We start from the raw sequence: 12,990 nt of genomic DNA on the forward strand, positions 1-12,990 counted from the left end.
AAGTTGAAAAACAGGATTGTTCTCAACGTGCTACATCCAATGATTATAACTATTTTCTAGCTATTATTTTGTGTCAGATATAAAATCAAGTGCTATAGAATTCATACAGTATCTTTTTCCCGTAGGAGCAGGGCCGTCGTCAAAAAGATGACCTAAATGACCATCACATCTTCCACAAAGCGCTTCAATTCGTTGCATGCCAAAGGAGTTGTCTTTTTTGTAAATAACACTATTTTTATTTTCTTGTTCGAAAAAACTCGGCCAGCCACAGCTACTAGAGAATTTGGCTCCGGAACGAAATAATTTGTTACCGCAGGCGGCACAGTAATAGGTTCCTTTTTCATCCGAGTCCCAATATTTTCCAGTAAAAGGTCGTTCGGTATCGGCATTTCGAGTTACTTCATACACGTCTTCGGCTAATACTTTTTTCCATTCGGCATCCGTGACATGTAGTTTTGTGGTATCTGTATTGGAGTAATATGGGTTTTCTGGTTTGCTATTTTTGTTTTCCATAATTTCTGTTTTTTTAGTTTTATTGTAATCTTTCGCTATTTACCCACAAGCGGTATGCATAAACAAGGAGAATATGAATAAAAAGCGGATAAAGGCTGTTTTTTTCATTTGTAAATACGGAGTATTTATTGAAGTAATGCCTTTTTTATTAGGTTTTAGCATCCCGTCTTAATGGCTAATTTAGTTTTCTTGATGTCACACAAATATAAGTAGCTATTTGACTTCCTGATGTCGTCTGCGTTTTGTATTAACAGCTATTTATGTAAGTTTTAACTATTGTTATTTAGGTACGAAAGATGCTTTTGGTGCTGTTATTGGTTAATTGTCACAATTCAACTCTCATATTCACTAAGTGTTTTTTAAATCCCACTTTTTCATAAGCTCTAATTGCGGAGGGATTATCATTATATACATCTAAACGAAGTTCTGTTATATTTTGAGATAGGCACCATTTTTTTAGGGCGTCAATAATATTTGCATTGATTCCCTTTCCTCTGTGTTTGGGGTCCGTGTACATAAATCCTAGATAAGCATAGTTGTCGTGATTCAAATAAGGCTTTGCGGTTTCTATTCGAGCATAGCCGGAGCCTACAATTTCAGAGTCGATTTCAGCGATTAGTACTTCAATATGAGGTGCGGTAATCATTTTTTCAATGTCGTAATAATTAATTTTCTCTTCTTTTAAAGTAGGGTCAAAAGGGCGTTCGGCAGTAATGATTCCTTGTTCGAATTCGAGAAGTATGTTCAAGTCTTCAAGTCGGGCTTTGCGGATATTTATTTTATTCATTGTCATGGCGGTTTTAGTGTATCAAAAGTAAGAAAGAATATGCGAATGGTTTTTATCGAATACCGATCTAATTCTATCGTGTTGTTTTAACTTCAACAATTCGAAACAGAACGTTAAAGGACACGCTATTATTTATCTTTTTTGTATTTTTGTGAGGCTAAAAATAATTATGATAGAAGAAAATGTAATATTAGTTAATAAGAACGATGAGCAAATTGGATTGATGCCCAAATTAGAAGCTCATGAAAAAGCAATTTTGCATCGTGCTTTTTCAGTTTTTGTGTTGAATAGTAAAAATGAAATCATGCTACAACAGCGTGCACATCACAAATACCATTCGCCACTACTTTGGACAAATACTTGTTGCAGTCATCAAAGAGATGGAGAGTCGAATATTGAGGCGGGGAGTAGACGATTGTTTGAAGAAATGGGTTTTAGAACTGATCTCAAAGAACTTTTTCATTTTATATATAAGGCTCCGTTTGACAATGGTTTGACAGAGCATGAACTAGATCATGTGATGATTGGTTATTCTGATGAAAGCCCAGTTATAAATCCGGAAGAAGTAGAAGCTTGGAAATGGATGGCTATTGATGAAGTAAAAAATGACATGCAGTCCCATCCCGAAATCTATACCGTCTGGTTTAAAATAATTTTCGACGAATTCTATCATTTTTTGGAAGATCATAAAATTTAAGAATGTTCTACGGGATGTTTTAGATATGCAAAAACCATTTGTGACTTTTAAAGGAAGCAAAGTTTAAAATTATAATCAATTATGAAGGTAACTATAAGTAGAAAAGCACATTTCAACGCAGCACATCGATTGTATCGCAAGGATTGGACTTTCGAGAAAAACGATGCTGTATTTGGGAAATGCAATAACCCTAATTATCACGGACACAATTACGAGTTGATTGTAGGTGTTACTGGTGAAATCGATCGAGAGACTGGTTATGTTATGGATATAAAAATTTTATCGGATATTATTAAAGAAGAAGTGGAGAACCAGTTTGATCATAAAAATCTAAACGTAGATGTTCCTGAGTTTGAAAACCTAAATCCTACAGCCGAAAATATTGTCGTGGTGATTTGGAATAAAATAAGAAAAAGAATTAAGGCAGAATTTGATTTAGAAGTTGTTCTTTATGAAACTCCTCGTAATTTCGTAACCTATAAAGGAGAGTAATGGAATTAAAAATAGGAGACAGTATTCCGAGTTTTAAAGCGAAAGATACTAATGGAGATGACTTTGATAGTCAAAATCTCGTAGGTCATAAACCATTGGTTATTTACTTCTATCCCAAGGACAATACTCCGGGATGTACTACACAGGCCTGTAGCTTTCGGGATCAATACGAAGATTTCAAACATTTAGGTGCTGAGGTTATTGGAATTAGCAGTGACAGCGTAGAGTCTCATCAGAAATTCTCAAAACAGTACAAACTACCATTTATTCTTTTGTCAGATCATGATAAGAAAATCAGGAAGCTTTTTGGAGTTCCATCAGGGATGTTTGGCTTGCTTCCAGGGAGGGTGACTTATGTGACAGATAAAAAAGGGCAAATAATAATGATTTTTGATAGTATGATGGCTTCTAAGCATATTCCAAAGGCGTTAGAAGCGGTTAGAAAACTTGTCCCTTAAATCAGTAAATAGCATTAGATACAATCGTAAAACAGAGGTTGCTGTTTTTTTAAATAAATAAAAATGAGTAAAAAAATATATCCGTTACAGTTTGATCCCATATTAAAAGAAAGAATTTGGGGCGGTGAAAAGCTAAAAACGGTCCTTAATAAACCAATTAGCTCGAAAATAACTGGAGAGAGTTGGGAGTTGTCGACTGTTGAAGGAGATGTTAGTGTAATTGCTAATGGAGAATTGAAAGGGAAGTCATTGACAGAAGTCATTGATGAAGCTCCAAATGAAATATTAGGAACAGAAGTTTATGAACGTTTTGGGAAACAGTTTCCATTGCTTTTTAAATATTTAGATGCTCGTGAAGACTTGTCTATTCAAGTACATCCTAACGATGCTTTGGCAAAGAAAAGACACAATTCGTTTGGAAAAACAGAGATGTGGTACATCATGCAAGCGGATCCGGAAGCTAGAATAATTGTTGGTTTTAAAGAAGATTCGAATGCTAATGAATATGTAGAAAAGTTGAAAAGCAATGATTTGCTTAGTATTCTCGATAGTGTAAATGTAAAAGAAGGAGATGTCTTCTTTCTTGAAACAGGAACGGTGCATGCTATTGGCGCTGGTTTAGTGGTGGCAGAGATTCAGCAAACATCAGATATTACCTATCGAATTTATGATTTTGATCGAATAGATGCGCAGGGCAATACGAGAGAACTGCATGTTGATTTAGCGCTGGAAGCAATAAATTATGAAAAGGTTGATACTCACAAAGAATATTTAGAAGAAGAAAATCAGTCGAACTCAATTGTTAATTGTCCTTATTTCACGACAAATTTTATTCCGTTATCAGATACAATAAACATTTCGAAGACAGGAAATAGCTTTACAGTGTATATGTGTATTGACGGAGCATTTGAAATTGAGTACGATATGAATATGTATCAGTATCAAAAAGGAGATACTGTATTAATTCCTGCGGCAATGGATTATTATGTGATGAGTGGAAAAGCTTCAATTTTAGAAATTTACATTTCATAGTTAGTAATAGAAAGATTATATGTACTTTTGCAGACGCAAATTAAAATTAAAAATAAAATGGCAAATATTAAGAATTTAAAAAAAGACATCAACTACGTATTAGGAGATATTATTGAAGCAGTTTACTTGTTTGAAATTTCAACTACTGGAAAACCAACAACAGAAACTAATGATTTAATTGATGAAGCTATCGCTGCTTTTGATGTTTTGATCACAAAAGTGAACGCTAAGAAGGTAGAAGATAAAAAAGCTCACTTCAAACAAATCAATGTTGAATTGGAACAAACTGCAAATCAATTGATTGCTAAAATCAACGAATTGTAGTCAAAAAAAACGATAAAAAAGTGCAGATTTATTTTGGAAAACACTAATTCATCTGTATATTTGCACCCGTAATGAGACGCCAGCGTAGCTCAGTTGGCTAGAGCAGCTGATTTGTAATCAGCAGGTCGTGGGTTCGAGTCCCTCCGCCGGCTCATTTTAAAACCATCTAACTTTGTTAGGTGGTTTTTGTATTTAATAGAGGCAAGCAGGTAATTAGTTTGATGTTATCAAGTAAAAATTATTAATAAATAATTGTTTTTTTTATTTGGAGAATAGAAAATCAGAACTATATTTGCAGCCGTAAGAATGCCAGCGTAGCTCAGTTGGCTAGAGCAGCTGATTTGTAATCAGCAGGTCGTGGGTTCGAGTCCCTCCGCCGGCTCTTTGTAAAACCATCTAACTTTTGTTAGGTGGTTTTTTGTTTTAATGCAATGGAGGATAGAATAATGATTTCCTGTATGGACCAAAAAAATGCCCCAATTGTATTGGGGCATTTTTTTATGCTTTAAGAATTCGTTGAAACGAGGCTTTCTAATCGTTTTGTTCTTGAGTTCTCACCTCAGCTACATATTTAGTTAGTTTCTTTCCGTAAAGAGACTGTGCTACTTTTGGAGTCATTGATTTTTGGATCGTGTCTAGGTACTTAAGATTAATATCATAAATGTCAGATAAAGCAACATAGGGCGCTACTTCATAATCCTTATTGTTAATAGCAAAGTTAGTAGCATATAAGTACCTTCTTTTTGTGTTAGAGTCTTGTCTTGCACTCAGGCTATCTATCACTTTTTTGTTGTTGTTTTTGATAGCATTGAATTTTTGCTCAAGTAGAGTTAAGTTTTCATCTCTAAAACGGGAGCTGATTTTTCTATACTCTTCATATAAATCTTGATTTTTTGATCCTGTTATTTTAGCTCCTGAAAGGAAAGAGTCTAAGTTCGTGTCTATATTGATGTTTCCAGGCTCAGCAAAAAACAATAAATTATTGTCTAATGAATTGCTTACTCCTCTGTCAAGGAACAGGTATAGCATTTCAGGTGATTTTAAATCGATATCGCTTTCAAAAGCAGAGCTGCCGTCGATTTTAATGGTGTCAATGGCAACAAGAGCGCTGTCCACTACTCTTTGGATATATAAGGTACCTGTTTTTAGGCCTTTAATATTTCCGGTAACGTGTAAGTTTGTTTTTGATTCATTTTTAGCACATGATGCCAAAAGTAATAGGGAAGCGAATGCAAGAAGTGATTTTTTCATTGGTTAAATATTTTGCTGCAAAATAAAGAAAATTGTTGGAAACTTTACTCTCTAAATTAGGTGAATTTTATAAAAGAAATCCCAATCTATTTCTAAATTGGGATTTCTTGTCTGATTTTTAGTTTTAACCTTTTAACCAAGCTTCTCTTAATGTCTTTTTAGTTGCGTCGGTTGCATCTAGGGCTGCTTTCTCTTCATAAGGAAGATTGATCTTTCCTTTAAGAACTTGTTCAGCTCCATTGCGTTTTATTTTAACAGTAATAGCGTCGTTTTCTTTCCAGTTCTGACTTTCGCTAATCATATCGTAGATGTTGTCCAGAGAATACGGCTTGTCGTTTATAGCCATTATAATATCACCTCCTTTAAGATCTAAGGCAGTATAAAAAGGATTTAATTCGATATTCGGAATAACAACAATTTCTTTGGTCTCTGGATTTACAGTGATGTACGGTACTTGTCCTTTTAGGAATACATTTCCAGGAGATTTTACAGTAGACTGTGTAACGCCAACTTTTGCAAAGTAAGTTTCGTATGGAATAGGAGTAGTTCCAGCTACATAAGTTGCAAGAAAAGCGCCTACTTCAGGGTAGGTTAAAGAAGTGATTTTAGCAAAGAGTTCGTCGTCGTTAAATGGTTTTGAAACGCCATATTCACTAGATAGTTTTTGCATCAAATCAAGAATTCCTCTTTCACCATTACTTTTTTCTCTGATAATGATATCCAAACACATTCCTATCAACGATCCTTTTTGGTATACGTTGATGTATTGGTCTTTGTATGGTTGTTTCAAAACATTAGCACTCATTGTGGTGAAAGACATGGTGTCGTTCATCGCAGCAGCACGTTCCATTTGGTCTGAAAGACGACTGTAAAAATCTTCTTCCGTGATTAAACCTTGGTTGATTTGGAACAGATTGGCAAAATATTCAGTAACACCTTCGTACATCCATAAATGAGCTGACATTTTTGGATTGTTGTAATCAAAATATTGGATTTCTTTCGAATGAATGCTAAGCGGAGTTACAATATGAAAAAATTCATGTGAAACTACATCCATCATCGACTTTACCAATTCTTCTTTTGGCATCAATTCTGGTAAAACAACTGTAGTAGCTGTAGGATGCTCTAAAGCTCCAAAACCTTTTGCATCATTTTCCTGCATGGTTGATAAATACAATAATACACTGTATTTTTTAGTTGCATTTATTTTACCTAAAAACGTCTTTTGTGCCGTCATCATCGTTTTCATCTCTGGTGTTATGCTTTCAGCAGTAACTTTTCCAGAAGGAGAATAAACGCTAATAAGGATTTCCATTCCGTCAACAGTAAAAGTCGTGTAGTCCGGTTTTGAATACATAATAGGGTTTTCGACCAATTCAGCATAACGAGTCGTGATAAAAGTGTCGGCAGTAGTGCTGGCATCCATATCAGTCATTGAAGTAGAACCCCATAGTGTTTCGGGATGGGTAATAGTAACTTTATAGGGTGTGGACATAAAGTTTGTAAAGTAACCTACAAAACAATGTGTGTTTAACATAATGTTTTTTCCTGCATCGATATTAGATCCTGCTGGTGAAAAGATATCCTCATCGCCAAATTTTGTACCTTTCTCTGTGTCAAATGAATCATTTACTAAATAAGTGATTTTGTCCAGCGTTTTTGCTTTTGAAATGGACCAAGAATTAACGTCAACTTTTTTTACGGCTAGTAAATTACCTTTTGTGTCATAAGCTTTTAAATCTTCGATGTATCTACCGTAGTTGTCTTCTGAATAGGTTCCAGGAACTGTTTTAGGAATGTGGTACGTAATTTCATCTGTTTTGATTGACGGCGCATTTACGGTTACCATTACTTGGTCATTCGTTATTACATCCAGATTAATTGCGACTTGAACCTGATCTTTTGTTGCTGCAGTCGGTACCGAATTGGCAGTTTTACAACTCCAAAGGATCGATGTAAATGCAAATGCAAAAATTATTTTTTTCATTATCTATATGATTTTTGTTATTAGTCTGTCAAAAGCTAAGAATGTTACACTTTATCAATAGCAAATATATTTAAAAGAGGGTTGATATTCTTGTAAAAAAAAACACCCTAAAGAGGGTGTTTTCTAATTGGTTAGTCCAATTTGTTTTTGATATAGTATTTACCATCCAAGTCTTCATCAAAATCATCGATTTTAATGGGTTTTGGTTTTGGCTTATTTGCAGTAGCTTTCTTTTTCCACATCTCAAATTTCTCTGCCGGCATCTTCTTTTTCATTATTTCCAAAACTTCTTTTTCGACCAAGCCAAATTCCTTTTTAATAATTTCAAAAGGATTTTTTTCCTCTAAGGCCAATGTAACAAGTTTTTCTGTTTGTTCCCAGGTTAATTCTTTGCGGTTACTCTTTTTCATCACGTGAAAATTAATTCAATTTGTTTTTAATGATTAATATAATTGATTCTAAATTAGATAGAACAATATTAATAAAAATATAATTACTTATAACCATAAAAACGATTTTTTTTTATGGGGTTTAATTCTTTTCTGAGGAACGTTGTTTTTGGAAAGGAATTTTCAATAAATTCTTCAATTCATTGTGTTCCTCATTCTTCATATGTGTGTCAATTCCATATACAATTTCTTCTTTGGGAAGTGTTCTGAATGTTCCAAAAAGACGGTCCCAAACGGAGAATATATTTCCGTAATTGCTGTCAGTATAGGGTAATTTATAATGATGGTGTACTTTGTGCATGTCTGGAGACACAATTAAGTAGCTCATGATAGTGTCCCATTTTTTTGGTAAGGCAATATTAGCATGGTTAAATTGAGTTGCAATTACTGATAATGTTTGGTACAGGAATACCATCCACATAGGACTTCCCACGATTAAAACGCCCAGAGTTGTAAAAGTAAAACGGATAACGCTTTCGCCGGGATGATGTCTGTTAGCCGTTGTAGTGTCTATCCAGGTATCCGTATGATGTATTAGGTGGAATCGCCATAGGAATTTGGTTTTATGCTCTACTAAATGTACGAGATAGGCTCCGATTAAATCTAATAACAACAAACCGATCAGTGTATACAACCATAATGGTATTTCTGGAAGCCATTGAAGAATTCCGAAATTATTCTCAACCGTCCAGTCAGCAGTTTTTAATAAAACAAAAGCTAACAGGAAATTAATAACAATAGTCGTTAAAGTGAGAAATATATTGATACCAGCATGGTGCCATTTCTTGTAACTAAAGTTAAAAAGCGGGAAAGCATTTTCGATTAACCAAAAAATAGTAATTCCACTTACTAAAATCAGACTCCTATGTGAGGACGGTATGGTGGAAAAATAATTAATTATCTCGTTCATAGTACTATTGTTTATTCCAAAAATACTCATTTTTTAGATATAACGACATAACGATAAATTAATTATTAATTCGCTTTGCTCAAGGTTTTAGGTATATAGGTAAGCCCAATAAATCAAAACTAATTGGAATGGCATGCGTGCTATTAAGGCCCATTTTGGAAGACCCATTCTCGCCTTTTCATTTTGGTACATATAGATGTGAGATGGGAAAACAGCAATTAAAAGTGCGATAGTTCCCCAGGCTGCATAGGTTGATAGTAAAGGGATAACTAGTGCTATTCCTAAAATTATTTCGGCACATCCGCTGAGGATATTTAATAATTTAGGGTTGCTAAAATAGTCAGGTATTATTTTTTGATACATCCTAGGGTTTCTAAAATGATTTATTCCAGCTAGCGTATAAATAAAAGCCATTAAGTACAAATGCCAAGGGAAGTTCATAATGAGAAAGTTAAAGATGAGGTTTACGAATGTACTATTTTTTTATAATCAAACAGCAGTACTATTATAACTGTTTGCGTTTAAAATTAACATTCATAATTACGATGGCGATAATAATAAGGACAATTCCAAACCACTGAATTGGTTTTACATCTTCGTTTAATAGTACAAAGGCCATCATTACTGAGACGGGAAGTTCAAGTGCTGATACAATACTCCCAAGCCCAATTCCGGTAAGCGGGAATCCTGCATTCATAAGCATTGGTGGAATAATAGTTCCAAAAAGGGCTAAAACAATTCCCCATTTTAGAAAAATGTCAAAGTTAAATGGAGTGATTTGTGTAGCGATCGAAAATGAAAATACGATTATTGCACCACCCAGAAGCATATACAAACTGCGCTGTGCCGAAGATATATTAGTTGCGACGCGATTTGCAGTAAACATAGTAGTGGTAAAAGATGCTGCTGCCAGCATTCCCCACATGATGCCATGCCAATCTAACTTAACTTCATTTTGAATTAGATTAGTTGCCAATACAGTTCCAATCAAGACAATAATAACGGATACTATTTTTTGAGTAGAAGGAAGCTTCTTTTCTAAAATCATTTCGAGTAAAACACCCATCCAAACGGTTTGCATCAACAATACAATACCTATAGAAACAGGAATGTATTTTACAGCCAAATAATAGAAAACGCTTGTCATTCCAAGAGAAGTTCCAGCAAGCATTAGATGAAAAATGTTTTGGCGAGATGCTTTTATTGCAGTATTTTTATTTTTAGTTTTTTGGAACAAATTAATAAGTAGTATTCCTATGATACCCAATATAAACTGAGAAGTGGTAACTTCTGCCGTGGTGTATCCTTCATTATAGGCCATTTTTACAAAAGTGGCTAGCATACCATAACTGGTTGCGCCAAAACCCACTAAAAAAACTCCTTTTAAAACATTATTATTTGACATTCTTTATTTTTTTGAGGGGCAAAGGTACGCTTTCAAGTGTAACACAACTTTAGAGGAGTCATTATTTTTTAAAATAAGTCGTTTACTACAGGATTTTCAATTCCAATGGAGCTTGGGTTGAAGTTTAATTTATCTTGTAATAGGGTAGCATACACACTTCTAAAATCAATCTGATGTTTCAAATCACCTTGTTGTAAGTCGGAAAGATTCGGGTTATTTCCAATTATTTTTCCTTTATTGCTTCCGCCAATGATGAACATAGGAGCGGCAGTTCCATGATCTGTACCGTTTCCATTGTCTTTTACTCTTCGTCCAAACTCTGAAAAAACAACAACAGTAACATTTTGAAGCAGTTTAGCATCCTTCATATCGGTATAGAAACTGAATAAAGCATCGTTTAACTCGGACAGTTTGTTTTTATGAATGGCCAATTGATTATCGTGCGTGTCAAAACCGCCAAGGGAAGTATAATAGACTTTCGAGTTCAAGTTTCCTTTTATTAAACGGCCTATCCAAGCTAGATTTTTTCCTAAACCCGTCTTCGGATACGAGTTTTCTTGTGTGGCTTGTGCCAAAGCTTTCTGGATTTGCTCAGAACCTTCTACGGCTGAATTGGCTATTTTTTGAACAAAATCTAATTCGGGATTATCGGATAGTTCAGTGCTTTCCTCCTTACCATTTTTTATTTTAAATTTCTCTGGATCTTTAATGGTAATCGCATTTGGTATTTCCCCTTTTAGCGATAAGTTGTCGATATTGTCAATATTAATTCCGGCAGTAGGCGTGTGGGTTGTGCATTGCAAATCTAGATAACGCCCGAGCCAACCTTCATTTATATATTGATCAGAAGCAGAAGCGGTTTGCCAAATTTCTTGACTTCGAAAATGGGAGCGATTCGGCTCTGGATAACCTACATTTTGAATTACGGATAAATCCCCGTTTTGTTGCATTTGCGCAAAGCCTTTTAGCGCGGGATGAAAAGCCATTTCTTTATTTCCTGCGATAACTTCATCCTTTGACAGCGCAATTTTAGGACGCATTTCATAATACAAAGGATCTAAATAAGGGATAAAAGTATTCAAGCCGTCGTTACCGCCGTTTAGTTGTACAAATACGACACATTGTTCGCCTATAATTAGGTTTTCTTGTTTGCTAAAAGAGAATAAAAAATCAGGTAATAATAGCGATCCTCCTGTAAAAGTACCCGTTAACGATAAAAAAATTCTTCTATTCATAATGAAAAGGTATTAGAAGCTGTTATTAGATTAATTGAAATTCAGGTTCTTTGATTATGGTATTGAATAATCTCAAAACCACCTGATCCGCATTTGGAGCATTTGGATCAAAATCATATTTTAAAACCGTTTCAAAATCTTTTTGAGCTTCTGGGCTTACGCCAAATAACAAACGATCGGTGAGGCCTTTGATAATTACCTTATTGGTGCCTTTTTGCCAGTTTAATGCGATAGGTTTGTCTTTGGGTATCTTATTTTTCTGGTTCGTTTTCTCCTCCATATTGTCTTCCATATCCCGTTCTGTTTTTTGCCGATTGTATAGTCGGCCTTGACAATACGCATCTGCTACAATGGCGCGCTGCAAATAGATTTGAGTCGTCAGCCAAGATTTTCCTCCTTCCCAACCTTTCACATTGGGTTGATTGAACAAATCCATGCTTTGCTGTTTTAAAAAGTTAACAATTACGTTGCTTTTTACATTTTCTAATTGCAATTCATCAAGTAATTGTAAGCTGTATTCTAAAGGATTTTTAATCTTAGAACCAGCGGTATTCTTGTCAAATTCTTCGGTAAAAATTTTCAATAGTAACGGTTGGAATTCAAAATTCATTTCTCTAAAATAATCGCCATAATAACGCACGAGTTCCTCTTTTGGATTATCATAAATAAACCATTCCAGTATTTTTCGAGTCATGAGATAGGGAATGTTTTTTTGTTCGAAAATAATATCTACTAATTCATCGACTTTAAAAACACCCGTTTTTCCCAAGTACGTGATAACCGAGTTGTCTTCAAAAACGCTTCTGTATTGAGCTCCTTCTTCACCAAGGTTTAATCCGGCAAGTCCTTTTGCACCATTTTTAACATCATCTTCACTGTAATTACCTATTCCAAGGGTGAATAGTTCCAGTAATTCTCTACTGAGATTCTCATTTATTTTCCCTCTTTTATTATCAGTATTATCAAGATAACGCACCATTGCATTAGTCTTCAAAATTTCCTTAGTTAAGGTTTTGAAGTTTCCAAAAGCATTTTTACGTAAAATCTGATTGTGCTGAAACACCCAGTAATTCACTTTTACTTTTTGATAGGTTGACACAAAATGATTGTGTAGCAGCAATGTCATTTTTTCTTGCAATGGATATTCGGCATCGATCATTCGGTCTATCCACCATTGTTTCATGGCTTGCGCTGTTTGATTTTCTTTTTGTCTCGCTTCTTTTTTATCTTCTTCTGAAGCATTTTTAAACAATAGACGCAGTTGTTTTAATTCTTCAATCGTTTTTGGACTGTCCTTTAAAAAGTCAGGAATGGTATTGTCAAAAGAAACTTTAAAGGAGTCCTCTAGAAAGGGACGTAATCCTTTTTGCGCAATGCGGCTGTTTTCTTTATTCGAAAAACCTAATCGTAGAGACCATAGTGCGCTTTGATTCATAAGAAGTGATTTTTA

Annotated in this window: 15 protein-coding genes and 2 tRNA genes; 7 read left to right on the forward strand and 10 right to left on the reverse strand. The window is 34.6% G+C overall.

What is annotated here, in order from left to right:
* Positions 1-63 precede the first annotated feature (63 nt).
* On the reverse strand, positions 64-513 hold the full coding sequence (msrB, locus tag BLV35_RS14695; protein ID WP_091091951.1) for a peptide-methionine (R)-S-oxide reductase MsrB: 450 nt from the start codon (positions 511-513) through the stop codon (positions 64-66).
* A gap of 325 nt (positions 514-838) precedes the next feature.
* A complete protein-coding gene (locus BLV35_RS14700; RefSeq protein ID WP_091091953.1) occupies positions 839-1,300 on the reverse strand; it encodes a GNAT family N-acetyltransferase in 462 nt (153 codons plus the stop codon).
* Positions 1,301-1,469: 169 nt separating this feature from the next.
* On the opposite strand from BLV35_RS14700, the gene idi reads away from it, so the two are divergent.
* The 7 genes from idi to BLV35_RS14735 all read left to right on the forward strand — a co-directional run bounded on the left by idi (position 1,470) and on the right by BLV35_RS14735 (position 4,685).
* Positions 1,470-1,997, forward strand: a complete 528-nt coding sequence (gene idi, locus BLV35_RS14705; protein ID WP_091091954.1) for an isopentenyl-diphosphate Delta-isomerase — start codon at positions 1,470-1,472, stop codon at positions 1,995-1,997.
* Positions 1,998-2,078: 81 nt separating this feature from the next.
* Positions 2,079-2,489 carry a 6-pyruvoyl trahydropterin synthase family protein gene (locus BLV35_RS14710; protein WP_091091957.1) on the forward strand — a complete coding sequence of 137 codons (411 nt, stop codon included), beginning with the start codon at positions 2,079-2,081 and terminating at the stop codon, positions 2,487-2,489.
* Positions 2,489-2,947 (forward strand): peroxiredoxin, encoded by a 459-nt coding sequence (locus BLV35_RS14715; RefSeq protein ID WP_091091959.1) that lies wholly within the window; start codon positions 2,489-2,491, stop codon positions 2,945-2,947. Before BLV35_RS14710 ends, BLV35_RS14715 begins: the two co-directional genes overlap by 1 nt.
* A 63-nt stretch (positions 2,948-3,010) precedes the next feature.
* Entirely contained in the window at positions 3,011-3,979 is a 969-nt protein-coding gene (locus BLV35_RS14720; RefSeq protein WP_091091961.1) for a type I phosphomannose isomerase catalytic subunit, read from the forward strand.
* A 57-nt stretch (positions 3,980-4,036) separates the two neighbouring features.
* Complete coding sequence (locus BLV35_RS14725) at positions 4,037-4,303, forward strand: hypothetical protein (protein ID WP_091091963.1); 267 nt, start codon at positions 4,037-4,039, stop codon at positions 4,301-4,303.
* A gap of 78 nt (positions 4,304-4,381) precedes the next feature.
* A tRNA-Thr gene (locus BLV35_RS14730) sits at positions 4,382-4,455 on the forward strand.
* A 156-nt stretch (positions 4,456-4,611) separates the two neighbouring features.
* Positions 4,612-4,685, forward strand: a tRNA-Thr gene (locus BLV35_RS14735).
* 149 nt (positions 4,686-4,834) lie between these two features.
* Here BLV35_RS14735 and BLV35_RS14740 read toward each other — a convergent pair.
* From BLV35_RS14740 to BLV35_RS14775, 8 genes are all read right to left on the reverse strand, one after another.
* Entirely contained in the window at positions 4,835-5,554 is a 720-nt protein-coding gene (locus BLV35_RS14740; RefSeq protein ID WP_091091966.1) for a DUF4369 domain-containing protein, read from the reverse strand.
* 124 nt (positions 5,555-5,678) lie between these two features.
* On the reverse strand, positions 5,679-7,541 hold the full coding sequence (locus BLV35_RS14745; protein WP_091091969.1) for a M61 family metallopeptidase: 1,863 nt from the start codon (positions 7,539-7,541) through the stop codon (positions 5,679-5,681).
* 131 nt (positions 7,542-7,672) lie between these two features.
* A complete protein-coding gene (locus BLV35_RS14750; protein WP_074724370.1) occupies positions 7,673-7,951 on the reverse strand; it encodes a DUF2805 domain-containing protein in 279 nt (92 codons plus the stop codon).
* A gap of 121 nt (positions 7,952-8,072) precedes the next feature.
* Positions 8,073-8,900 (reverse strand): sterol desaturase family protein, encoded by an 828-nt coding sequence (locus tag BLV35_RS14755; protein ID WP_091092149.1) that lies wholly within the window; start codon positions 8,898-8,900, stop codon positions 8,073-8,075.
* Positions 8,901-8,987: 87 nt separating this feature from the next.
* Positions 8,988-9,341 (reverse strand): DoxX family protein, encoded by a 354-nt coding sequence (locus tag BLV35_RS14760; RefSeq protein ID WP_091091971.1) that lies wholly within the window; start codon positions 9,339-9,341, stop codon positions 8,988-8,990.
* A gap of 64 nt (positions 9,342-9,405) precedes the next feature.
* Positions 9,406-10,305 (reverse strand): EamA family transporter, encoded by a 900-nt coding sequence (locus BLV35_RS14765; protein ID WP_091091974.1) that lies wholly within the window; start codon positions 10,303-10,305, stop codon positions 9,406-9,408.
* 68 nt (positions 10,306-10,373) lie between these two features.
* Positions 10,374-11,540: a DUF1501 domain-containing protein gene (locus BLV35_RS14770; RefSeq protein ID WP_091091976.1), complete on the reverse strand. Its 1,167-nt coding sequence runs from the start codon at positions 11,538-11,540 to the stop codon at positions 10,374-10,376.
* 25 nt (positions 11,541-11,565) lie between these two features.
* Positions 11,566-12,975, reverse strand: a complete 1,410-nt coding sequence (locus tag BLV35_RS14775; protein ID WP_091091978.1) for a DUF1800 domain-containing protein — start codon at positions 12,973-12,975, stop codon at positions 11,566-11,568.
* Positions 12,976-12,990: the final 15 nt, after the last annotated feature.

It is taken from the genome of Flavobacterium gillisiae (genome assembly GCF_900107635.1).
Lineage (GTDB): Bacteria > Bacteroidota > Bacteroidia > Flavobacteriales > Flavobacteriaceae > Flavobacterium > Flavobacterium gillisiae.

Bases quoted from the DNA above. Each gene is read 5' to 3' on its own strand.
- BLV35_RS14775 (WP_091091978.1), bottom strand. From the start codon at position 12,975: ATGAATCAAAGCGCACTATGGTCTCTACGATTAGGTTTTTCGAATAAA.
- BLV35_RS14770 (WP_091091976.1), bottom strand. From the start codon at position 11,540: ATGAATAGAAGAATTTTTTTATCGTTAACGGGTACTTTTACAGGAGGA.
- BLV35_RS14760 (WP_091091971.1), bottom strand. From the start codon at position 9,341: ATGAACTTCCCTTGGCATTTGTACTTAATGGCTTTTATTTATACGCTA.
- BLV35_RS14720 (WP_091091961.1), top strand. From the start codon at position 3,011: ATGAGTAAAAAAATATATCCGTTACAGTTTGATCCCATATTAAAAGAA.
- msrB (WP_091091951.1), bottom strand. From the start codon at position 513: ATGGAAAACAAAAATAGCAAACCAGAAAACCCATATTACTCCAATACA.
- BLV35_RS14700 (WP_091091953.1), bottom strand. From the start codon at position 1,300: ATGAATAAAATAAATATCCGCAAAGCCCGACTTGAAGACTTGAACATA.
- BLV35_RS14725 (WP_091091963.1), top strand. From the start codon at position 4,037: ATGGCAAATATTAAGAATTTAAAAAAAGACATCAACTACGTATTAGGA.
- BLV35_RS14755 (WP_091092149.1), bottom strand. From the start codon at position 8,900: ATGAACGAGATAATTAATTATTTTTCCACCATACCGTCCTCACATAGG.
- BLV35_RS14745 (WP_091091969.1), bottom strand. From the start codon at position 7,541: ATGAAAAAAATAATTTTTGCATTTGCATTTACATCGATCCTTTGGAGT.
- BLV35_RS14715 (WP_091091959.1), top strand. From the start codon at position 2,489: ATGGAATTAAAAATAGGAGACAGTATTCCGAGTTTTAAAGCGAAAGAT.
- BLV35_RS14710 (WP_091091957.1), top strand. From the start codon at position 2,079: ATGAAGGTAACTATAAGTAGAAAAGCACATTTCAACGCAGCACATCGA.
- BLV35_RS14765 (WP_091091974.1), bottom strand. From the start codon at position 10,305: ATGTCAAATAATAATGTTTTAAAAGGAGTTTTTTTAGTGGGTTTTGGC.
- BLV35_RS14740 (WP_091091966.1), bottom strand. From the start codon at position 5,554: ATGAAAAAATCACTTCTTGCATTCGCTTCCCTATTACTTTTGGCATCA.
- BLV35_RS14750 (WP_074724370.1), bottom strand. From the start codon at position 7,951: ATGAAAAAGAGTAACCGCAAAGAATTAACCTGGGAACAAACAGAAAAA.
- idi (WP_091091954.1), top strand. From the start codon at position 1,470: ATGATAGAAGAAAATGTAATATTAGTTAATAAGAACGATGAGCAAATT.